Below are 21,596 nucleotides of genomic sequence, written 5' to 3'. Positions count from 1 at the left end.
ATGGGCGGGCTTTCGCGTCGGGATTTGATGGGAAGCCTTGCGGGTATCGTCGCCTTTCGCGACGATACCCTTCGCATTTTGGCAAGCCTGACCCGCGAAAGCGACCCCGACCCAGAAGACGAGGCGTATTGGTCGGCTCTGCGCTCGGCCTTTTACATTCACCCCACACTGACGGTGTTCAATCACGTCGGCATCAATCCCCCGCCAATGGCGGTGGAAGAAGCGATGGTCCGCGAGAGTCGGCGCACGGCCTCCGATCCCAGCTATGTGATTTGGCGACAGCAGGACCATGAACTAGAGCCGATCCGCCACGACCTCGCCGAGATCGTCGGCTGTAAGAACACGGAAATTGCGCTCGTGCCGAACGCAACCTACGGTCTGCACACGGTCATTTCCGGGGTTCCGATGACCGCTGGAGACGACATCGTCCTGCCCAGCGAGGAGTACCCACGGTCGTTTACGGCCGCCGAGCAACGCGCCCGCCGAGAGAAGACGGTGGTGCGAACGGCGGACTTCGAAGGCAAAGTTCTGTCGGATGACGAGGTGGTCAAGCGGGTCTTGGGGCAGGTGACGTCGAAAACCAAGCTCGTCGTCCTCTCCGAAGTCACCTATCTGCTCGGACAGCGATTGCCCGTCGCCGCCATCGAAGCCGAGCTTGCCAAGCGAGGCGTTCCCATCCTCCTCGATGGATCTCAGTCCATCGGTCTGGTCGAAAAGCACGCTCCGTCGTCGATGTTTGCCGCGTGCCTACACAAATGGATGATGGGGCCGGTTGGCACCGGCATCCTTGTGATCAAAGAACCATGGATTCCCCTCGTATGGCCGTTGCATCCGGCTACCGAAGACCTGCAGGGCAACATGGACAAGTTTCGGCAGATCGGCACCCATCCGACGGCGCCGTTCTTGGCGCTTCGCGAGTCCATCGACTTGCACCACCGAATTGGCCGGAAAGCGAAGGCAGGGCGCTTGCAATACTTGCGCAAGAAAATCGCGGCCGGGTTCGAAGGATCGAAGAAGATTCAGATCCTCAACAGTCTCGACCCGGCGGTGTGTATGCCATTTCTGACGCTTCGTATCGAGGGCAAGGACAGCGCCGATCTTGCGGGTCGACTCATGCGAGACCATAAGATTCACGTCACGACGGCGGTTCGCGCTGGCGTCGATGGCATTCGCATTTCGCCAAATCTCTTCACCAGCCTCAGCGAAGTCGACCGATTGACATCGGCACTGAAGACTCTCGCCGAATCTTCCATCTAGTTGTCCAGCGATTCTTTTTGTCTTTTTCACAATTCGATCAGTTAGGCTGGGATATGATTTCCTCCATGCTTAGCCGAGCTGAATGGGATCGCCTCCTTGAATCGGGATCCGATGTGGACCTGATTGGGGTCTTCAGTGAGATTCCCGAAGATAACATGATTGGGTTCGTCCTCTACGCCGATGGGGAGATTTGCAACGGCGGCTTTTTCCAATACTATTCGAACGGTATTTTCAGCGCAAGGGAACACATCCATCACCTCCAACAGCTAGGCTTGAACCAGTTAGCCGACGTCGTTCAGCAAACTCTCAATTTGTTTCCAGATAGTGTTCAGCCGGTAAGGCTGGAAAGTGATCTTGTACCCATTGATGACCGCATCCTACAACTGCTGGGAGATAAGTCTTGCCTGGACAACCTCAACATAGACTACTTTGAAGTCAATGGCACCAATTCAAAAGGTCCCACCCTCGTCGAGGTTGCGTGCGCCAAGCATATCCGTGACCATGCCGACGAATACTGGGATCTCCTCGAAGCTGGATATTAGTCTGGTCAATGCCGGTCTGCGACTTCGTGGATCAACTTCGTGCCTTCCCCCGCGAGCTTGAGATAAGTGTCTGACGGCAAACCGTCGAGGGTAACAAAGTGGGCGTTCGGCGGCGGATCGTTGGACACTTTGAAGATGGCCGTGCCTTCGTCAACCTCGTCGAACATGGCAATGAAGGCCTGACCGACACCAAGATCGGCGGCGGCCCGAAACTGTTCGTTGAAGAACGCGCCGTCCCGGCGAGGGATGATGGTCGAACCCGCCGGTTTACGCGTGAGGTTATCCCAAGAAAAGCCGGGGTAGATGACGGGAAAGAGCAGCATCCCCGTCTTCTTGGCCTCCACCATATCTTCGGGCCAACGAGCGAACGGCGCAATCATGTGGCCATCTTTGCGGCCAGTGTTGCCCACATCCCACGGACTATAGGCCACGAATCGCCGAAAAGCCCGGCTCCACTCGGGGTCGGTCTCTTTGCGCCACCACCACTGCCCTGCACCGACGAGCGAGACGGCGTACTTGTCGTGGGTGTCGAAGGCGTCGATGATGGCGTTGGCGTCCTTGCCCGATAAGCGGTCGGTGAAGAAGCCAAAGATTTCCAGCACCGGCTTGCCCTTGTGGTGCAGGTAGCGCGGGTCGTCGGTGATGTGCATCGTATCGACGAGGTAGCGCCAATCCTTCTTCATCTGGTCGATGGCTTTGTCCGGCGGCGTCCCGCTCATGTCGTACTCGACGGCGAACGTCCGTCCCGTGCGGTTTGCCGCATCCCGGGCGTAGCGGAGGACCCGCGCCTCTCGTTCCGAGCCTTCACCGCCATCGAGCCCGCCGAGGAAGCGCTGGACCATGACGCCGTCGATGCCGTACTGCCGCATCCATCGAAAGTGCAGGTCGACCACCTCCGGGTACGCCGAACTGAAAAGCTTGGCCTGGGTGCCGTCCTTGTACTTGAGCGAACCCGCCGGAAAGAGCGTTTTGTCGGGATACTCGCTCATGTCGGGCCAAAGCTCGACGTTCAGGGTCGAAGGGTCCAGGTCCTTGCGGCTTTTGCTCCAATGGAACCAGCCCGATCCGGTTGGATCACCCGGCGTGCGAAACCAGCCTTGGTACCCGCACAGCACTTTGCCGACCAAGCTTGTGGCGTCGATTTGCGGTTGGGGCCTGGTGGCGAGGCAGAAAATCAGTCCGGTGATCATGAGCCTTATGAGCATCATACGTGGATCGCGCAAGCTTCTGCTCGCCCAAAAGATTTTCTCCCAAGTACCAAGTCCTGCCGGACCAAAGAACGATCGGTCAGACCGCAAGTTTTCCAAAACGGACCAAAAGACCGAATTGAATTATAGGTTTTTGACCAAATCTATAACCAAAGAAACCTTCGGTTCAACACGAGGACCAAAATAGTCACCCGTTCGCGGGTATCTGATGTGAGAAATTACTAAGAATTGACAATTTTTCATTATCGAAGTACCCAGTAACTGTGATAGGATGTTTGGTACTACTTGGTCCGATTTGGACAACTGTGATTCAGTTGGCGAGGACGATGAACGAGGACACAAACAAAGCGGAAGTCGGAACCTTGGCTACTGGAGTCGTCAAGACTTTAGAGGCCCGAATCCGATGCGGCGAACTCGCCGCCGGGCGCGCGTTGCCCTCCGAGCGCGAGCTTTCGGCCGAATTCCAAGTGAGCCGCGGCATCATCCGAAGCGCCATGCAGGAGCTTGGCAACCTCGGCTTAGTCCTCCAGCGAAAGGGGCACCGCCCCGTGGTTCAACACCTCAGCCGCCTTCCTGCTTCGGGAGCGCGTAACCTCGGCGTCTGGCTCTGGCCCTACTCGGGGCACTTTGCCGCAGCCTCGATCCTCAAAGGCATCCAAGCCACCAACCTCGGCCCACTCACCCAAGTCATCGTCGCCAGCGGGGCGGGCGAAGACTGGAACTCGATCCTCGACTCGGAGCGCGACTTTCTTGAATCGATGGCCGATGACCCTGCCACGCTTGGCGTGATCGTTTGGTACTTGGGCGGCGAGCGAAATCTGCCCTCACTGGAAAAGCTTCAGGCCAAACGAGTGCCGATCGTCTTCGTCGATCGCATGCCGCCGGTCGGGTTCGACATGGATTATGTGGCGACGAACAACGCTTATTCCGCCACCCAGGCGGTTCAGCACTTGGTCAACCTCGGCCACCGCAAGATCGGCATGATCAGCAACATCGACCCCGCCTCCAGCGTGGCCGAGCGCGAAGAGGGCTACTGCCGCGGCCTTCTCGATAACGGCATTGAGGTTCGCGACGACTATATCCAGCGTGCGACCTACGACGCCGACGAAAGCTGTTCGGCGACCCTCGACGCCCTCCTTGGCCTGCCCGATCCCCCCACGGCGATCTTCTGCATCAACGACACCCTTGGTCTTTTGGTCCACGACATTTTGGGTCGCAAGGGGTACCAAGTTCCCGACGACATTTCGGTCGTAGGATTCGACGGCCTCTTGCGCTGGGTTCCCGGCGGCGGCTACCTCACGACCATGCGGCAAGACTTCGAGCGCATGGGACGCATCGCCGCGACCCTGGTTCACGAACGTGCGACCGGCAAGGCTGGCCTCCTCCATCGACACTATTTACTCGACGCACCTATCTCGCTTGGATCATCGACCGGTGCCCCCAAGCAGAATCGTCCATCCGTGGAAGGAGGCTCCCAGAAGCTCGACTCCACGACTTAGTCAAAGGTGACCCAAATGAATACTCATCGAAAGAATCAATCGGCTTTCACACTCATCGAACTACTCGTGGTGATCGCCATCATCGCCATTTTGGCCGCGATCCTCTTCCCAGTTTTTGCCCAAGCTAAGCGGGCAGCAAAGGGAGCGGTCGCAATTAGTGGGGCCAAGCAACTCTCTCTCGGCCAGATCATGTACGCTGGCGACAACGACGACTACTTCTCTCCAACCGTCAGTTTCGACACCGGTTGGCGCGGCTATCCCTTCACCTACCTATGTCAGCCGTACATGAAGAGCTGGGGTCTGCTGATCGACCCGACCGGACCGATCACAACCGACAGCCTCACCAACGATAACGCTGGTGTGGCGTGGGCGCTCTACGGCCTTTGGGGCATGCCGCCGCAACGCATTGCGACCTCTTGGAGCACGTCGCCCGACGACTGGACTTTCGGCACCCACCCGCTTGGCGCGGCCATGACGGGCGGCGCACGATGGTACTACGACGGAATCGGCGGCGTCGGCAACCCGAACCCCGGTGCCGAAAACTGGAACTGGGCCGCCCAGGGTTATAAGGACGGCGGACAACCTTCGATGTCCACCACCGCCGTCGCCGATCCATCCGCACAGGTCATGATCGCTCAATCGGGAACCTACGACTTCATGTGGCAGATGAACCCTGGCTACGGCGACTATCTGGATGCCAACGACAATCCAGATAACTTCGACCTGTATTGGGGCGATCCCAGCTACAACACCTACGGCTCCAGCTACATGATCTGCGGCCCCATGGCCCGCAAGACGGCAAACGACGGTCCTTCGGTTGGCTACTTCCCGTTCCCCAGCGGCGCGGCCACGCAGTTGCCGACTGGCATGACGATCTGGGCGGGAACCGACGGTCACGTGAAGGCGACGCCTTGGCGACAGTTGATGGGAACCACCATCGACATCGGCAGCGGTAAGCGAGCCATCAAGGCCTTCTGGCCACAGGGAGGCGCGTAATCGCCCCGATGCCAACTGCCGCAGCGCGCTGGCTGACTGCGCTTGCGATTGTAGGCTCACTGGTCCTGGTCGGATGTGGATCAGGCCAGGTCTCTCCCAAGGAGGAAAAGGAGATCGGCCAGGTGATGAGCAAAGGACTTGGCGCTCCGGGCAGTAGCCCGTCCGGCGGCGCCCCGGCTGGCGGTCCCCCCAAAGGCGCCGGTCAAATGAAACACGGACTGAATACCGGCCAACCGCCGAGCCAGCCCGCGACCCACTAGCGACGGTGCCCCCATCCCCCTGGGGGCTACCGCCTTCGTCTATCGGCTCGCCGATAGTTGAAGCGCAATGCGCTTCGCGGTCGCGACCGTAGCTGGGTTCTTGGATATCGACCCGAGGTAGAGTCCCAGGTCATCGATCTCGCCCGAGTGGCCAACCAACGGCGGCATGAACTTGATATACGGGCTGTCTGGCTTATGGTCGTGCAGAACCTTCAGGAGCGAAGAGATCGCCTTGTTGTCCCGTTCACCGAGCAGTCGCCGGATCGACCGATAGCCGTTCTCGGTGTGGCAACTCATGCACTGCCCGGCGAACATCGCCTTCCCCGTGGCGAGGTGGTCACCCTCAGCAGGCTTCCACATCGACGATGTCAAGTATCCGTTTTGGTTGAAGCCTTCGACCTGGCTCTTGCGCACCCCGTTGGAGTACATAAAGTCGCCGATCACATACGGTTTGCGCAGGGTTTCGCGGGCGTATTCGGTAGAAGCGGTGGCGACCGCCGCTAGCGCCAATACCGCGACCGCGTGGCCAAAGCTGAACTCCTTCGCCCCATTGTAGGCGAAGAAGTACACCACCCCGGCGATAGTCAGCGTCGTGATAATCGTCAGCATCGCGATGCGCGTAACCTGGGTGAACATGCCGGTGCTGATGGTGTTCATTCCAAGCTGAATGAGGGCCTTGTTCTCGGCCGGAACCTCATAAAGGAACCAGATCATGACAAGCGGCATCAGCACGAACATCGGCAGGAGCCAGCGCGAACTCCACTTAACGATCTGCTCCTTGGCTTCCTGCAGTTCAGGCACCTGATTACGCGAAGCAGTTACCAAGGCCCAGATACCGGCCAGAGATAGGCACGCGAGGAAACGCATGACCAGGCCCGAGAAGTAGGTCGGGTTAAAGAACGCGAACCAGAACTTGGAGGCTTCTTGCCCGGTACCGGCCACACTGAGCCAAGCTTGGCCCGGCGTCAGCATGAACGTGAGGATGCCGTTGATGATTACAAGCGTGAGGAAGGACGAGGCGGCATAGAGGTAGCCAACCTTGATGTGCAGCTCGTCCGAAATTCGGTGCCAGGTGTAGTAGTACACTGCCGCCGCCGCGAGCTCGACCACGAAGAAGACCCACTCGATCGCCCACCCAAACACAAAATTGTGGATGAGCGTGCTGGTTCCTTCGGGGTGAACCAAACCGATGGCGAACCAGATGCCGACGCCGGTGATGGCACCGAACACGCTGGTGATGCGCAGGAAGAACTTCGAATGCTCTTCGATGATCGGCAGCCAGTCGCGCCGACCCTTTCTCAGAGCTTTGCTTTCGGCCAAGGGCAGGTAGAGCCCGCCTCCGACCGCGAACCAGGCGATGAGCACGTGAAAGATCGAGATCGCTCCGATCACCCACGCACTGCCGATTCCATTTACTTGCCAGACTGGATAGTTCATAGTGTTGCTCCGCTATGCGACGGCGGCATACCCCCAGATGGTGAAAATCAGGACCACGCCGAGGGCGAGCAGGCCAAAGTAGGTGGCAATCTTGGCCCGGCGTCCGCTCTGCTTGTTCATATCGAACAGGGGGACGATGAACCAAAGGAGGATTCCAAGCGTGAAGAGAGTCATACCCAGAGCCTCTCCGGCAAAGCCCCGAACCACATTGCCCATGACCTTCATGATCTGGAATTGAGCCATGAAGTACCACTCGGGATGGATGCCGGCCGGCGCAGGCTTGAGAGCATCGGCCTGCGGTCCGAGCTGCCACGGAAAGAGCGCAGCGAGAATCGCAATGACGTTGAGGGTGATCAGCCACATCGCCAAATCCTTCGCCATGAAGTTGGGGAAGAACGGCATCGTCTTTCGCTTTTCGACCGGGACTTCTTCTTCGGCTTCCGGTACGGCCATTCCGTGCTTTTGAACCAGATACAAGTGGAACATCAGCAGGGGTAGGAATACCAGCGGAAGGATGACCGCGTGAAGGGCGAAGAACCGTTGGACGGTGTACTCGGTGACCTCGACGCCGCCTCGGAAGAGGTTGGCGATGGTCGGACCGATGACGGGAATCGAGTTCGGAATCTCGAGACCGATCTTGGTGGCGAAATAGGACAGGTCGTCCATCGGCAACAGATAGCCGCTGAACCCGAAGACTAATCCGACGATCAGGAGCAGAACCCCGCTCCACCATCCAAACTCGCGGGGCTGTCGGTACGCCTTCATGAAGTAGACCGAGAACATGTGAATGAACGCGGAGAGCAGGAAGATGTTGGCCGCCCAGTTGTGGGTGGATCGAATCAGCCACCCGAAATGGATGTCGTAAGTGATCTGCCGAACCGACTCGTAGGCGTCCGGCCCAGGCCGGTAATAGATAAGAAGGAGGACGCCAGTCAAGACCTGGATGATGAAGGCGAATAGGGTGATGCCACCCCAGTAGTACCAAAAGGTGTGCTTGTGGACCGGAACCGTCTTCTTTTTTGCGAAGGCGAAGATTTCATCCAGGCCGAGCCGGTCGACCATGAAGTCGGTCAGCTTAGCGGGAATCTTCATGCGCTCCTCGACACGGTAACGCTACCGGCCTGGACATTGACGACGTACTTGGTGAGAGGCTTAGGCGGAGGCCCACTGATGTTCTCACCCGTCTTCGCATCATAGACGCCGCCATGACATGCGCAGACGATCTGCTTTTGTTGCGGGTTGTACTGCACCGTACAACCCAAGTGCGTGCAGACGGCATCGAGCGCGACCCATGTGTCGTCGTCGTGGTGGATGAGGAGCGACGGATGCGTGCCGAACTTAAAGACCAGAGCCGTCCCTTTGGGGAGCTTGTCGGCGTCCTTCAGGTTGACTTCCTTCACCGCTGCAGCTGCTTCGGCTTTTTCGACCGGTGAGTTTAGGTAGCGGTAGATCGGGTAGCCAACGGCAACGCCGTAGGCCGCGCAGACTCCGCCGATCGCGACTTTGACGAATCCGCGGCGCGTGAACCCCTCGTTTTCCTCGTCTAGGGGTTCGGAATGAGGTTGATTGATTTCTTCGTTCATAGTGCGATTTGCTCCTCTGGGGGCGTTGCTCGCTTCACGACGGAAAGAAGCCATCCGACGATGCCGAGCATTGCGACGAAGAGAAGGAGAAAGAGGATGATGACGCTCCAGTTGGAAGCCTCCTGGCGATCCCAAACGTTAAAGCCCTTGGACGAAAGGATGTAATCTCGCATTCCATCGCGATAGACAACGGTCGCTACCGAACTGAGGAAGGCGAACACGATGCCGGTGATGGCAAGTCCCCGGCTTGGACCAGCCGTGAGTTGCCGGAGGCAGAGCAAGGCAACCACGACGACCGCCGCGAGGTAAACCAGCGTACTGATTCGATGGATCGGAGTGGTGGAGAGGCTGTTCTGGACCGCCGGGTCTTGAAGCGAGTAGGTTCGGTAGGCAAAGAATATCTGTGGGATCGCGCCGATGAGCGGCATGATGGCACCCGTCTTCTTGAGCGCGGATCGCACGCCGTCGGCAAGGTGCGTCATATTTGCAAGAAGCATTAGCCAGAGTCCTCCGACGATGAAGCCACCCATCATCACGAACATCCAGCGCGGGGTAATCGTGGGATCGATGGGGGGTGTTCCGAGCCCTTGCGGGTTTGCCGCGTACATCTGCGGCCAAACCTCAGGCTTCAGCATCAGAGTCATGTTCAGGGAGTAGATGCGACCGATGCCCATCACGACCAAAAGCGAGAGCAGACCAATCCACCACGCCGGCTTCTGATTGCGGATAGCATCCTGCATCTTGTAGATCAGCCAGTAGGCGAGAATGAGCAGAAAGATGACCGAAATCCAACTCACTGCGATGAGAACACTGCTGGTGTAAAGGGCTCGCCCGTATAAGACCTGAGCAAACAGCAGTGGCGGCACGCCAAGATTGATGAGAAAGGTCATCGTAGTTGGCAAGCGATTCGCAAGAATCTGACTCGCCGTAAGGCGGTCGGCATCGTTGCTGCGGTGTCCAACGAAGTTAAACCAGATCGCCGCTCCCAGACTTCCCACCAAAAGCATGACGGCAACGAAGTGCAGGGAAAGCGTGACTAAACTGAGTGCCTTCATCAGCCATACCGGGGCAGGTACTGGTATAGGGTCTACATTCGGAAATTGCATAAACCTCGTTCTTGAGAAATCCCAATGCCGTCAGTCTATTAATCTCCCCATAGGCGATATCAAGCTCGCGATCAAGCTTGTAATAGGTTCGAATGACGGTCTTTTAGCCCTCATCAAATGGCTCGTCGTGGAAACCTAGGACAGGCTTGAATCACCTCGTATCGACGACGTCTCTCTATGGATACAGGGCGTTTTGCGCCCTATCAAAAGGCGGCTTTCACTTCCATTTGTTAAGCCTAGCTTCGCTCAAAATCGCCTCATCCGCAAGCGTGTTATAATGCTTCGATGCCACGTTTGATCAGACTTCTATCACCCTTTATCATTTTATGCGTGGCGTTGGGTTGCGCAAAGCAGGAGCCGAGGGGCCTCGTTTCGATGCCGTCAGCGCCAACCAAACCGGCGGCGCAGCGTGCCCTCCTCATCTCCGATGTTCACTTCAATCCGGTCGCTGACCCAAGCCTCCTTCAGCAGTTGATCAAAGCAAAGGTGGACCAATGGGAAACCATTCTCCAGCCGACGGCGAGCCAGCCGTGGTCATCGTACGGCTCAGATTCCAACTACGCACTGATGACGGCTTCCTTCCAGTCGGCGGCGCAGAACAAGCCGTTTAGCCTCGTGATCTTCACCGGTGACATCCTTTGCCACACCTTCAAGCCGCAGTTTCAGGGGGCGGGCGGAACCGATGCCCAATTCCCCGACTTCGCAGCCAAATCCGCTCAATTCGTGGTGATGGAGATGCAGAAGGCGTTCGGCGTGCCGGTTATCTTGGCGCTTGGCAACAACGATTCGCCAATTTGGGACTACCAGATGGTGCCCAACAGTCCCTTCTTCTCCGAGCTTGGCAGCGTGACCGATACGGTGTCGTCCGACCCAACCGCAACCAAAACCTTCGCCGAAGGCGGTTACTACCTCATCAAGAATCCCGTGGTTGCCAATCAGGATTTTGCTGTCCTCAACACCGTGCTTTGGTCGCACAAGTACCAAGACCCGGACGACAAGTCAGACCCTTACACGAAGAAGCCCGGTCAGGATCAAATGACCTGGCTGAAGGGCGTGATGAAGAGCGAAGCGGCTGCGGGCCGCAAAGTGAGCTTCGTCATGCACATCGGTCCGGGTTTGGATCCGTGGGGGAAGGACCTGAACTGGCATCAATCGTTCGAAGACGACTTCGTTTCGCTCGTCCAGCAGTACGCGGGATCAATCGCAACCTCGTTCTACGGACACACGCACATGGATGACTTTCGTGTCCTGCCTGCCGCCGATGGATCGCCTGCTGTGGCCATGCGCAACACCCCGTCGATCAGCCCGATTCAGGGCAACAACCCGGGGTATTCCATCATGCAGTTCGACCCGACTTCTGGCGACGTGCAGGACATCGTGAGCTATTACGCGGACCTCACGCAGACTGCACCGACTTGGACGTCAGAGTACGATTTCAATACCATTTACCATACGAAGGGCTACACGGCGGCGACCTTGCAGACGCTCGCACAGACCATCCGTTCTCAAGGTCCGACCAGAGGGACGATCTTCAAGGACTATGCGAGGTACTTCAAGGTCCAGGCGACTGGCCCATCGGCCGGCGGAAGATCGTGGGCCAACTTCTCGTGCGCCCAAACGACGTTCACCAAAACCGACTTCCAAGGATGCGTGGCCGCCCAGCCCTGACCTAAACCAATAGTTCGCCGGACAGCACGGTCAGAGCCGTTCCGGACAGCCGAACCCGATCGCCGTGGACTTCTACCCCGATTTCGCCGCCTCGCGGCGATGCCTGATAGGCTCGAAAGACGGTCTTGCCCAGCCGCTCCGCCCAAAATGGTCCGAGGGCGCAGTGCGCCGAGCCAGTCACCGAGTCTTCGGGTACGCCACTACCGGGCGCATAGAAGCGAGAAATAAAGTCGTAATCTTTCCCTTCGGCGGTGATGATTACACCTCGAACGGGAAGCTGGGAGAGCATCGCATGGTTGGGGGTCGATGTCCGCACCAACGACTCACTCCCGACCTTCACAAGGTAGTCCATGCCATTCAGTCCGACCGATTCGAACGGAACACCAAGCGCCTCTTCCAAGCCATGCGGCGCGGACGCCTGCTCGACCGGCTTGGCGGGGAAATCCATCGTGATCGCATCTCCTTGGCGACGGCAGGTGAGTTCGCCCGAGTACACGGTATGGAAGACGGCGTCGGCATCCAGTGCCAGGCGACCCGTTGACCATAGCGCATGGGCCGACGCAAGCGTCGCATGCCCGCAAAGGGCCACTTCGACCGTCGGTGTGAACCACCGCAGGCTCCAGCCGCCCTCTGTCGGCCAAAGAAAAGCCGTCTCCGCATGCTTCATTTCGGCGGCGACGTTCTGCATCCATTCGCTGTCGACTGGCTCGTTGAGAAAGCACACGGCTGCCGGGTTCCCCTTGAACGGGGCGCTCGCGAACGCATCGACGACATAGATCGGACAAGCCACATCGAAAGGCTACCTAACGAGCGCTTCGGTGTGGATAAGCGCAACCTTGCGGTTGCGACGGATTTCCGCGGGTCCCGATCCCAGCGTCGCCGTCATGACACGGTGGAAGTGTTTAGGGTCGGGGTAGCCGACCTTTTGGCCCACCTCTTTGATGGGCAAGCTGGTAGACATCAGCAGTTGACACGCCTCACGCAGTCGCTGCGAGCGAATGAATTCGCTGGGCGTCACGCCAAGCTCGTCACGGAACAGCCGAATGAGGTGGTTATGGGAAATCTGGATCGAATCGGCCACTTGAGCGACCGTCAGGTGCAAGGCGATGTTCTGGTTGACGAATCGCTCGGCCGCCTCGACATACGCGCTTTTGCGCACCTCGGCCGCATTGCGGCTGATCGACCAGAGAAGATCCCAGCCAACCGAATGGAGACGCTTCTTTGTAAACGGCATCAAGTCCATCCCCTGACGAATCAAAGCGTCCCAGAAGTCGTGGCGGTTGCCAAGGTCGGCCACCCGTGGGAGGGCCACACGGTGATCGCCCGACTTCTGGGGAAGAAAATTCAACCAAAAGTGAGTCAAATTGCCTTCATAGCTGGTCTTTTCGATTCGACATCGACTCGACGGCTCGGCAATGAGCGCTGAACCAGCCTTGAAGGGGACGGTTTCTCCGCCGACGGTCAGAATGCCATCGTGCGCGACGACGGCGAGCAGATACCAACCTGGAGCTTGAATCCATTCGATCTCTGGTTTCGTCAGTCCAAACCCAGTTAGCGGCCCGAAAGTGGGCTCTTCATCCAGGTACATAAAGAACTGCTTCACGACTCTATTCTAAACTTCCGTCCGCCGACAGGCCAAATCGTCCTACTTCTTTCGTCGCCTCAACAGGCAAGCCGAAAGCCCAACGACGGTCAAAATCACGGATGGCTCGGGAACCGTCGAGGTCTCGAGCACCATTCTCGGAAGCCAGTTCGTGTTGTTGTAATCCAGCGTGTAGAAGGAGAGTTGGTTTCCGACCGCGCCCGATAGGAGGATGCCGTCATTGTCCCACGTGCCATCCACCTGACCGGCGACCAGCGACGTCACATCGAATTCGTAGAGATCGGGATTGCCTCCAGTTCCGTGCTGGGCTCCTGTGAGCGTAAAGTACGGGTCCAGTTCCTGCATGCCGGTCGTACCGACAAAGTCTCCGCCCGGATGAGCCCAAGGCGTGCCTGTGACGGACTGGTTCCAGGTCGTTTGGAGCTCGCTCCACGGTGCGGTAGGTCGATAGACGTAAGTTGAGGTCGAAGCCGTGCTGCCAAAGAATGGGAACCCATACAGTTGCAGTTTTGCCGAGATCACGGTTTGGCCAGCCAGCGAACTGTAGTCGAAGAGATACAGTGCACGCTGATTGTTGTCAGTTCCGTTGTTGTAAGTGGACGTGATGACATCGCTTCCGAAATTGTTGTTCGCGTTGTACGACAGAATACGAGTATCGGCGATCGGCGTGAGCACCACCGCGTGAGCGGCGGCGGCCATCCAAACACTCCCCGAAATAACAGCTAGCTTGAGTCTGAGCTTCATGAATATCTCCAAAAACAGATGCTGATTAGTAAAAATCGAGCAACCCATTCAATCTAATAGAGAGGAGGTGGCGAAATCGTGGGGATGGTGAGCAGGTACGACATATGGTGAAGATCGCCCACAGAACAAACGAATCCTTAATGGGTACCTAGGTCCTCACCGTCATGACCGTTCTGGGCAGACTCCTTTACCTTGAGGCGTTATCGCTCTCGCCCGCTCGGTCTACTGTTGGCGACGCCGAAGGCTAAAGGCCGATTTCGGATCGGAGTTCTGCAATCTCGACGGGGCGATTGTCACGAGCTGATCGCCGTGCGGCCTCCATCAGCAGCACTACGTCGATACCCTCGTGCAGTTCGGGCGAGGCCGGCTCCTCTTTCAGGATCGCACGGGCAAACGTGTCCGCCAGTCGAGCGAATTCTCCGTAGTGCATGCCGTGCACCTCGTTATTAAAGTAGTATCCGCGTTCCAGGTAAAGCCAGTCCTCGGTGATCTCGTGCCCCCCTTCACCGGTGCGCTTGAGCCGCATATCGTGGTACTGAGCCAAACTGGTGCCCTTCGATCCGTACAGCATGAGTTCGATGGCATTTCGAGCGCTGGGAAGCTCGATGAGCCCATAGTGACCAAAGGCTCGACCGATACGGCCATCTTGGGAGTGGACCTGGACCGAATAGACGTCGGGCGTCTTCAATCCGACCTCGCGGCCCAACGCCGAGATCGTGCCGATCGCCTGCACAGTTTTGATCGGACCGAGGTACCAGCGAAGCATATCCAGCGGATGACTCATGCCAAGGAAAATCCAGTCGGTGTCCGTAATCGCCCACGGACTCTTGTCGTAAAACCAGTCCATTCGGTGGCAGTACTGGGCATCCACAAATTCGATATCGCCAAACTCGCCGTTCTCGGCCCGACGCCGCTGTTGGGCAAACGGTTCGAAGAAGCGAGTGCTTTGCCCCACCATGAGCCGCTTGCCGCTTCCCCGCTGAGCGTCGAGAACCGCCGCGATTTGGGAGAGGTCGTTGACGAACGGCTTGGTGCAGATGACGTGTTTGCCCGCCTGAAACGCCCGGACGATCAGGTCCGCGTGGGTCGAATCGGGCGTGTAAATCGCCACGATATCCAGTTCCGGATGAGCGAGAAAATCGTCCAGAGACTCGGGATAGAAGAGACCTGGCGCGAGGTCCTCAGCCACTTGACGCTTGCTATGATCGATGTCGAAACCGCCGACGGCGAAGCACTTTTCGCTTCGCCCCGGCTCACCGCTAGAAAGCAGATGGCCATGGCTAACGGAGTCGGGTACGGAGTGGGTGAGAGCTTTGAGAAAGCTCTTGCCCTCGTGCAAGCCGATAATCCCTACTCCAAGCCGCTCTGCCATAGTCTTGTCTAAGGCCGCTCGACCTTCACCGCCTTGCCGAAGATCGCCTGAGCCCCTACCCAACCATTCGTTCTGCCTCGGTTGTTGCCAATCAAGAACCGCTGGCCGTCGATCGCTTTGATCAGGTGCAAATAATCATATCCTCTACAGCGGACCAGCACAATGTCATCCACCCGCAAATTTGCCGGATCGCATGGCTCGACGGTGACGAGGTCGCCGTCGTTCACTTTGCCCGTCATCGAGTGACCGGGAGGGCGAATCTGCACCGTCCTCCCTTCGCGGAGGGCATTCTTGGCATGCATCGCCCAACTCATCCCCGGCCCTCCCAAAGACCAAAATCGAGCCCCGGCGGAATATCTAAGCCAAATTCCTCCGACAGGATTTTCTCGAGCGTGGATATGTTATCGATCTCGATCTTGCGCAGAATCTCGGCCCCGCGACGATGTGTAAACGTGCGATCCAGCAAGCCGATGCGCTCGCCATCTGGCCGCGCCAAGGCACAGAACAAACCCTGTTTGAACTTGGAGCGGGGATTGGTACTCGTCCACCAATTCCCAACTTCGCGGTCGATGAGCGGCATCTCTTCGCCGGTGAATTCGTAAACGTCGACCCACTCCTCCCCCATCCGCGTTTGGTGATAGTAGATGCCGTTCTCGCGGACGATGCGCCGCCTATCGTGCGGGGTCTCTTGCTCCTCGTCCACCACAAATCGGATCGGAGCCGTTAGCGACATTCCGCCCACACCCCCGTCCCCCAGCCAATCTTCGCCATCCAAGCGGACCTTGATAAAGAGATGCGTTCGGGCGGGCATAAAGTCGCGCCCAACCCCGATTCGTACGCGCCCCGACAACGGAACCGCGTCGAACCCAATGGCGCGGAGCATCTCCAGCATCAGTCCGTTTTGCTCAAAGCAGTAGCCGCCTCGTGAGCCCTCGATGAGCTTGCCCTGAAGTGAGGCGATGTCGAGCAAGATGGGCTGTCCGAGAAGGACGTCGAGGTTCTCAAAGGGGATGTTCGTCGAGTGCCCGAACTGGATTTTTCGAAGCGTCGACAGATCGGGCGAGAGGGGACCGAGAACTCCGATCCTTTCGCCATATAGGTTCAAGTCGACATCGGCGTCCACGCTCAGATTCTACCGACGACGGCACCCCGATTTCCTGCAAAATCGGACGGTCATCTGACCGCGCCGAGTCGTCTGAACATCAAAGTCTGATGAAAACCATCTTCTTCCTTGCTTTGGGGTTCAGTCTCTCGCTCGTCGCCCTCGCCGATGACGGTTGGGTCGGTAACGGCGGCACGCCTTCGACTATGGGCGGCAAGCACCCGTCCATTCGCATGGCGGACGAGACCGTGACCGTCCATGTCGGGCGAGAGCGCACCACCGTCGATTGCCTCTTCCACTTCGTGAACGATGGCGACGCAACGACGGTGAAGATGGGCTTTCCCGACTACGATTCCAACCGGGAGGAAGCCAGCCAGGGCACTGTCTTCAAGAAATACGAGTCATGGGTCGATGGGAAAAAGACACCCTGCAAGTTCGAGGGGTCAAATGACGACGGCTTTTGGCAAACCAAAATGGTGTCCTTTGGGGCCAAGCAGAAGCGGACGGTACACGATCGGTACATCATCGAGACCGGTGCTGGGTTTCAGGGCGGTGCCTACTACCTGCACTATGCCGGTTACATCCTGCACACTGGCAACACTTGGAAGGGCTCCATCGGCCGCGCTGAAGTCGATATCGACTTCGATTCCAAGTTTCTGAGCCCTGCTAAGTTGATCCCCGACGAAGCGTTCAATTCGAAGGTCCATCCCGAGAACGGCGAGTTCAACGAAAAGGTGCTGAACGACGTGATGAAGAGAAACCGCCGAACGGTGTTCTGGTCGGGTCCGGGCAAGCCTGTCCTCTCCAATGGGCATATCCGCTTTGTGTTGACCGACTTCCAGCCTAGCGAGCACGACGACATCTTCCTCAGCTTCGGCCCCTACAAGAATGGTGGTGGCTAAGTCGTGATCATCGAGGACCAAGACGCGGGCTCAGCTCTCGCCGCGCCACATTATGGAACCGCGTTTCGCATCCTTCTTGAGCGTTCGCGCCCTGCCGGCTATACCCCGTTAGCAAGTGGAGGGCTGATGGTGATAACCGGTTTGCCGCATCCGCTGGCCAATATGGCCATTGACCCGAGTGCGGATGAACTGGAGCCGTGCGCCAAGGCGCTTGGTGCCAGTGGATGTCCGAGCATGCTGGTCTTTACCACGCACGATGCGACGGCGTTCGAAGCCGAGGTGACGCGGTTCGGGTTCTCGGAGCCGTCTAAGACTCCGGCGATGGCGGTCGATCTGGCCGAACTGAACCAAACTGCCATGCCCGACGGCTACACGTTCCATCGCCTCATGCCCCATCAAGACGCGAGGCCCTGGATGCGAGCCGCCGAGGAGTCTTTCCAGGTCCCCTATGCAGTGTGCGAGATTCTGTGTTCTTTTGAAGGCGAGAGTGAGGGCCGACCGGACGACGACGTACAGTTCTTCATGGCGATGTGCGAAGACGAAGTCGTTGCCGTCTCCGCGCTGGTGCTCGCCGACGGCGTGGCGGGCATGTACTGTGTGGGCACGCTTCCCGATCATCGCGGCAAGGGCCTGGGTGCGCACCTGACGGCCGAGCCGTTGCGCTTAGCGCGAAACCTCGGCTACCGAGTGGGAGTGCTCCAGGCCTCCAAGCTCGGATACCCGGTGTACGAGCGGCTTGGTTTTCGGACGGTGGCATCGATGCGCATTGCCACAAGAATGCCCTAGAGGCATACAATATCACCGTGGCCGATTGGGATTTGCCGCAGACGGAAGAGGGCTTGCAAGAATGCCTTCGCCGGATTGAGCAGTATCGACGTGACGAAAACCTGACCGAACTAGGCAACGGCTTACTCGCTCTCGCATTTCTGGTCAAGTGGGTACGGTCGGACACGCATTTGCCACCGTTTCCCCGGGCCCATCAACTCGCATTAGAAGCGTACGACGTGTTTGTTCGAGCCGACGATGAACGTGGTCAAGTCCGAGCCCTGATCAGCGCAAGCCCTTTTTCTCCTCCCGCAACTCGGCAGCAAATGCTTGAAGAAGCCGACGCTATCGCAACGAGGATTGGCGACGAAAGATTGTCAGCTAGAGTCCTGGCGGCACGAGCCCGCTCCACCTCTATGTCCAATAGACCCGGAGCCAAAGAGATGAACATAAAGGCCCTGGAGGTTTTTCGACGCCTTGGCGACTGGCATGACCTAGCAACGACTTTGTTCAGCTTGTCTATCTCAGATGGTACGGCTGAGGAAAAGCGAGACTTCGCCCTTGAAGCTGCTAACCTGTATCGCGATCACGGAATGCCTGCCGACGCCGCAAGGTGTGTCGATATTGCCCTCATGAACGCCGAGGAAATTGAACCGCTCGCCAGCCTTGAGCCGCTCGTCCGCCAAGGTCTCGAGGATGCAAAGGCCGCCGACAAGGCATTCCAGATTCGTAGCTTCTATGACAAATTGGCGCTCATTGCCGCCGAAAAAGGACGGCCGGATGAAGCTAACCAATACCGTCAACTCGCAAAGGAGCTCCAGAATGTAGACGGCCAAACTCCGTTGGAGCGTTGGGAAAGCGATGTCGAAATGACTAAAATGCTCTTAGCAACATTCAAGGCCGAAGGTAACAAGGAAGCGGAAAGGGAATTTCGAAAAGCCCTCAAAGAACTGAAGGCGGCCAAACCCAAAGACTGAGCTGGGCTCTGTTAGTCGCCGCTACCGGCCTACAGATGGCAACCAGCGTAGGGCTGTGAGCCCGTTTCATCTTAGCCCGGTCCGAAGGGCCGGGTAGAACACAGCAAAGCAAAAGTCCGAGGAGCGAAGTCGAAGACCCCGCTGAGCAAAGCGAGGGAAATGGAGCAAAGCGGAATCGGGGCGACCCGGCGATTATCGCCGTAGCTTCCTATCCGTGAAAGGAATGGCAAGATTAACAAGACGTCCCTCTCCTCAAAATTCTCATCAAAAAAATTTCCACCAAACCGGAACGAACGTCCCACGTTTAACGCTTATCCCTAATAACAGCTATCCAAGATAGCAGGGGTTTAACAATGAAGAATCGACGTCTTAGTCTCGTCTTTCTTTTCGTCCTCGGATTAGCCGCCGCCGCCTTTGCCATATCCCGTGGGTACGGCTTGTCCACAACCGGATCCGGGCTCGACCACGTCGTCAGCGGCTACTAAAGAGCGATGGCCAACATCCTCCCTGCGGCAGTTCAAATCTGCGTCACCGGAGTGGTGTTTGTCGCCATCAGCGCACTCGTCTTCTGCCCCCTCGAAGAACTCTTCGAGGGCGGCGCGACGAGACCAAAACTCAAAGACCTAACCGCCCTCTGGTTCTATCAATCCTATGGACTCTGGATCTCGGCGGGAATTGTTTACGAATTCGCCTACCTAATCCGGCAAGGATTACCCCCGAACTGGAATCAATTCGTAGCCCACCAGCCCTATTGGCTCCAGGCGACTGTCGCTTTAGTGTTGGCCGAGATATGGGTTTACGCGTTTCACCGACTAGCCCATAAATCGGAATTCTTGTGGAAGTTTCACCGCGTTCACCATACGGTCGTCGACATGAGTTGGAGCGCCAGTTCCCGCCAGCATCCGGTGGACTTCTTGCTGATCATCGTCGGCGCAAATCTGCCCGCCCTGATCCTCGGCATTGACCTGCGGTCCATTGCCACTTTCGTCTTGCTAGAGCGATTCTACACTGTTCTGCTCCACTCCAACCTCAATCTCGATTGGGGCTGGTTCACGAAGGTCATCGCAAGTCCGAAACTCCACGCCCTCCACCACAATCCCTCCTGCCGAGGAAATTACGCCGGCATTCTGAGCTTTCTCGATGTGCTGGGCAAAACCTATCGGTCACCCAAGGTGCAAACCGAACCCGAGGCCATCGCGGTCAGCGCGGAATCCGACTACACCACTTAATCTCGTCAACACCGTTGTTCATCGCCAGTTCGGAAAGCTGACCCATGTGCCCACCCAGATGGCGGATGTTCAGAAGTTGGTGGTCCAATTTAGGGAAGTTTGGGTACCAGTTGAAGCCCGACTCCTCGGCTTCCAAATCGAGGCGATCCACCCATTCCTCGATGCGCGAATCGACATGGTCGCAGTACTCCAGCAAGTCCGCCTTCGAGTACACCTTTTCGCCCGGCTTGTCTTCCCACATATCGCACTCCATCCCGACTCCCCACGGCTCGAAGTCCTCTTCGCGTTGCATTGCATACAGGTGGGTGTAGAACAGCGTGTGGTACACGATCTTCCAATTCTTTCGTGGCCCCATGCCCGCCTCCCATAGCTCGTCGGGAAAATCCGTGATGCACTGCCGCAGCATAGCCAGCCCCGCCCGATATTGTCCTTTGATCGCTTTTTTGATATCCATGATGTATTGCCAACATGCTATCAGAGCGGCGATCGGGTGACCCGCCTTTGAAAGGAAATTCGGCAAAGATTAGGCCGACCGACGCGCGGTCAAACCAATCGAAGGTGTTGGGACTAAAACTGATCGGTCATGAACAGTTGCGGAATGCCGGGGAAGTTGTAGCCCATCAGATACATCGGCACCGAGATGGACCCGAGTGGAATCTCGAACTGATCCGTCATCGATGCCAGTCCAATCCATTCCGTTCCCAGCGGCACCGGGAGCTTCTTCTCAGGACCGGGAAGCACCAATTCGCGCACCTGCGTATTTTCCAGGCACAGATATCCGTCCCGGTAGGCAAATGACTCGCGGAACTGCCACAGCCAGTACTTCCACCGCCGCGCATCGCGACGAAGACGACTGTGGTCCTCCCCACTCCAAGCCGTGTACTTTGCCTTCACGTCGTCGACCGGTATCGGCTCCAACTGAATGTCCAGAGGAAGCGACACGATCGGCCCCCGCACCACCCGGTCGATACCCTCGAAGCCGATGGACTCGTACAGCCGTGTATCGGCGGCAAACAACAGCGCCGGTCCCTCGCCCCGCTTTTCGGATTCGACCAAAACCTTCTCCAACAGGCGTCGGGCAAAGCCCTCACCCTGTCGATTGGCGAGCGTTGCCACCCCAGCGATGCCGATCGCTGGTCCCCATCCAAACTCCAGTGGCGTCGTCGTGAGGATGCTGACCATCTGACCACCCTCGAATAGGGCCCACTTGCGGTTCAGATCGAACAGCGGCTCCTCGCGAAAGAGAGTCTGGGCTCGGGCGAAGTCGAGGTTGAAGACGTTACACAGAAGACGCAAGAAGGCGTCCGTCTCGTCGGGGCGAATCGTTCGAATTTCGGTCATGTTCC

Annotated in this window: 23 protein-coding genes; 10 read left to right on the top strand and 13 right to left on the bottom strand. The window is 57.7% G+C overall.

Features of this window, described 5'->3' with window-relative positions; all coding sequences use genetic code 11:
- Both GC165_02155 and GC165_02150 read left to right on the top strand, forming a co-directional pair.
- The gene (locus tag GC165_02155) at nt 1-1,257 is read left to right on the top strand and encodes an aminotransferase class V-fold PLP-dependent enzyme (protein MBI1331661.1); all 1,257 of its coding nucleotides are present in this window, start codon (nt 1-3) and stop codon (nt 1,255-1,257) included.
- 53 nt (nt 1,258-1,310) lie between these two features.
- Nucleotides 1,311-1,799: a DUF4375 domain-containing protein gene (locus tag GC165_02150; GenBank protein MBI1331660.1), complete on the top strand. Its 489-nt coding sequence runs from the start codon at nt 1,311-1,313 to the stop codon at nt 1,797-1,799.
- A gap of 5 nt (nt 1,800-1,804) precedes the next feature.
- Here GC165_02150 and GC165_02145 read toward each other — a convergent pair whose 3' ends face one another.
- On the bottom strand, nt 1,805-2,989 hold the full coding sequence (locus GC165_02145) for a hypothetical protein (GenBank protein MBI1331659.1): 1,185 nt from the start codon (nt 2,987-2,989) through the stop codon (nt 1,805-1,807).
- 344 nt (nt 2,990-3,333) lie between these two features.
- Between GC165_02145 and GC165_02140 the strand changes: the two genes are divergently transcribed.
- Genes GC165_02140 through GC165_02130 form a run of 3 tightly spaced genes read left to right on the top strand, consistent with a single transcriptional unit; the run spans nt 3,334 to nt 5,762 of the window.
- Complete coding sequence (locus tag GC165_02140; GenBank protein ID MBI1331658.1) at nt 3,334-4,506, top strand: GntR family transcriptional regulator; 1,173 nt, start codon at nt 3,334-3,336, stop codon at nt 4,504-4,506.
- Nucleotides 4,507-4,521: 15 nt separating this feature from the next.
- Nucleotides 4,522-5,502: a prepilin-type N-terminal cleavage/methylation domain-containing protein gene (locus GC165_02135; GenBank protein ID MBI1331657.1), complete on the top strand. Its 981-nt coding sequence runs from the start codon at nt 4,522-4,524 to the stop codon at nt 5,500-5,502.
- 8 nt (nt 5,503-5,510) lie between these two features.
- Entirely contained in the window at nt 5,511-5,762 is a 252-nt protein-coding gene (locus GC165_02130) for a hypothetical protein (protein ID MBI1331656.1), read from the top strand.
- A gap of 39 nt (nt 5,763-5,801) precedes the next feature.
- Here the strand turns inward: GC165_02130 and GC165_02125 are convergent, their stop codons facing one another.
- Genes GC165_02125 through GC165_02110 form a run of 4 tightly spaced genes read right to left on the bottom strand, consistent with a single transcriptional unit; the run spans nt 5,802 to nt 9,837 of the window.
- Nucleotides 5,802-7,199: a hypothetical protein gene (locus tag GC165_02125; protein ID MBI1331655.1), complete on the bottom strand. Its 1,398-nt coding sequence runs from the start codon at nt 7,197-7,199 to the stop codon at nt 5,802-5,804.
- A 12-nt stretch (nt 7,200-7,211) separates the two neighbouring features.
- Nucleotides 7,212-8,291: a cytochrome bc complex cytochrome b subunit gene (locus tag GC165_02120; protein ID MBI1331654.1), complete on the bottom strand. Its 1,080-nt coding sequence runs from the start codon at nt 8,289-8,291 to the stop codon at nt 7,212-7,214.
- Nucleotides 8,288-8,836 (bottom strand): Rieske 2Fe-2S domain-containing protein, encoded by a 549-nt coding sequence (locus GC165_02115; GenBank protein ID MBI1331653.1) that lies wholly within the window; start codon nt 8,834-8,836, stop codon nt 8,288-8,290. Before GC165_02115 ends, GC165_02120 begins: the two co-directional genes overlap by 4 nt.
- Entirely contained in the window at nt 8,779-9,837 is a 1,059-nt protein-coding gene (locus tag GC165_02110; protein MBI1331652.1) for a hypothetical protein, read from the bottom strand. Before GC165_02110 ends, GC165_02115 begins: the two co-directional genes overlap by 58 nt.
- A gap of 336 nt (nt 9,838-10,173) precedes the next feature.
- On the opposite strand from GC165_02110, the gene GC165_02105 reads away from it, so the two are divergent.
- Nucleotides 10,174-11,556 carry a hypothetical protein gene (locus tag GC165_02105; GenBank protein MBI1331651.1) on the top strand — a complete coding sequence of 461 codons (1,383 nt, stop codon included), beginning with the start codon at nt 10,174-10,176 and terminating at the stop codon, nt 11,554-11,556.
- 1 nt (nt 11,557) lies between these two features.
- Here GC165_02105 and GC165_02100 read toward each other — a convergent pair whose 3' ends face one another.
- The 6 genes from GC165_02100 to GC165_02075 all read right to left on the bottom strand — a co-directional run bounded on the left by GC165_02100 (nt 11,558) and on the right by GC165_02075 (nt 16,398).
- The gene (locus GC165_02100) at nt 11,558-12,346 is read right to left on the bottom strand and encodes a PhzF family phenazine biosynthesis isomerase (GenBank protein ID MBI1331650.1); all 789 of its coding nucleotides are present in this window, start codon (nt 12,344-12,346) and stop codon (nt 11,558-11,560) included.
- Between the two features lie 9 nt (nt 12,347-12,355).
- On the bottom strand, nt 12,356-13,159 hold the full coding sequence (locus GC165_02095; protein MBI1331649.1) for a helix-turn-helix domain-containing protein: 804 nt from the start codon (nt 13,157-13,159) through the stop codon (nt 12,356-12,358).
- A 42-nt stretch (nt 13,160-13,201) separates the two neighbouring features.
- Nucleotides 13,202-13,951 carry a DNRLRE domain-containing protein gene (locus tag GC165_02090; protein MBI1331648.1) on the bottom strand — a complete coding sequence of 250 codons (750 nt, stop codon included), beginning with the start codon at nt 13,949-13,951 and terminating at the stop codon, nt 13,202-13,204.
- Nucleotides 13,952-14,147: 196 nt separating this feature from the next.
- Nucleotides 14,148-15,275: a hypothetical protein gene (locus tag GC165_02085; protein ID MBI1331647.1), complete on the bottom strand. Its 1,128-nt coding sequence runs from the start codon at nt 15,273-15,275 to the stop codon at nt 14,148-14,150.
- Between the two features lie 8 nt (nt 15,276-15,283).
- The gene (locus tag GC165_02080; GenBank protein ID MBI1331646.1) at nt 15,284-15,589 is read right to left on the bottom strand and encodes a hypothetical protein; all 306 of its coding nucleotides are present in this window, start codon (nt 15,587-15,589) and stop codon (nt 15,284-15,286) included.
- A complete protein-coding gene (locus GC165_02075; GenBank protein MBI1331645.1) occupies nt 15,586-16,398 on the bottom strand; it encodes an arylamine N-acetyltransferase in 813 nt (270 codons plus the stop codon). The genes GC165_02080 and GC165_02075 overlap by 4 nt, the downstream gene beginning before the upstream one ends.
- 89 nt (nt 16,399-16,487) lie before the next feature.
- On the opposite strand from GC165_02075, the gene GC165_02070 reads away from it, so the two are divergent.
- The 4 genes from GC165_02070 (at nt 16,488) to GC165_02055 (ending at nt 20,250) form a co-directional block, all read left to right on the top strand.
- Nucleotides 16,488-17,279, top strand: coding sequence for a hypothetical protein (locus tag GC165_02070; GenBank protein MBI1331644.1), 792 nt, complete (start codon nt 16,488-16,490; stop codon nt 17,277-17,279).
- A 3-nt stretch (nt 17,280-17,282) separates the two neighbouring features.
- Nucleotides 17,283-18,065: a GNAT family N-acetyltransferase gene (locus GC165_02065; GenBank protein ID MBI1331643.1), complete on the top strand. Its 783-nt coding sequence runs from the start codon at nt 17,283-17,285 to the stop codon at nt 18,063-18,065.
- 17 nt (nt 18,066-18,082) lie between these two features.
- Nucleotides 18,083-19,021, top strand: coding sequence for a hypothetical protein (locus GC165_02060; protein MBI1331642.1), 939 nt, complete (start codon nt 18,083-18,085; stop codon nt 19,019-19,021).
- 491 nt (nt 19,022-19,512) lie between these two features.
- Nucleotides 19,513-20,250: a hypothetical protein gene (locus tag GC165_02055; GenBank protein ID MBI1331641.1), complete on the top strand. Its 738-nt coding sequence runs from the start codon at nt 19,513-19,515 to the stop codon at nt 20,248-20,250.
- Here GC165_02055 and GC165_02050 read toward each other — a convergent pair.
- Nucleotides 20,222-20,704 (bottom strand): hypothetical protein, encoded by a 483-nt coding sequence (locus GC165_02050; GenBank protein ID MBI1331640.1) that lies wholly within the window; start codon nt 20,702-20,704, stop codon nt 20,222-20,224. The genes GC165_02055 and GC165_02050 overlap by 29 nt on opposite strands.
- Before the next feature lie 113 nt (nt 20,705-20,817).
- Nucleotides 20,818-21,591 carry a GNAT family N-acetyltransferase gene (locus tag GC165_02045; protein MBI1331639.1) on the bottom strand — a complete coding sequence of 258 codons (774 nt, stop codon included), beginning with the start codon at nt 21,589-21,591 and terminating at the stop codon, nt 20,818-20,820.
- Between the last annotated feature and the right edge of the window lie 5 nt (nt 21,592-21,596).

The sequence above is a fragment of the Armatimonadota bacterium genome (assembly GCA_016125185.1).
Lineage (GTDB): Bacteria > Armatimonadota > Fimbriimonadia > Fimbriimonadales > Fimbriimonadaceae > Fimbriimonas.
This window is presented reverse-complemented; position numbering and strand designations above follow the sequence as displayed.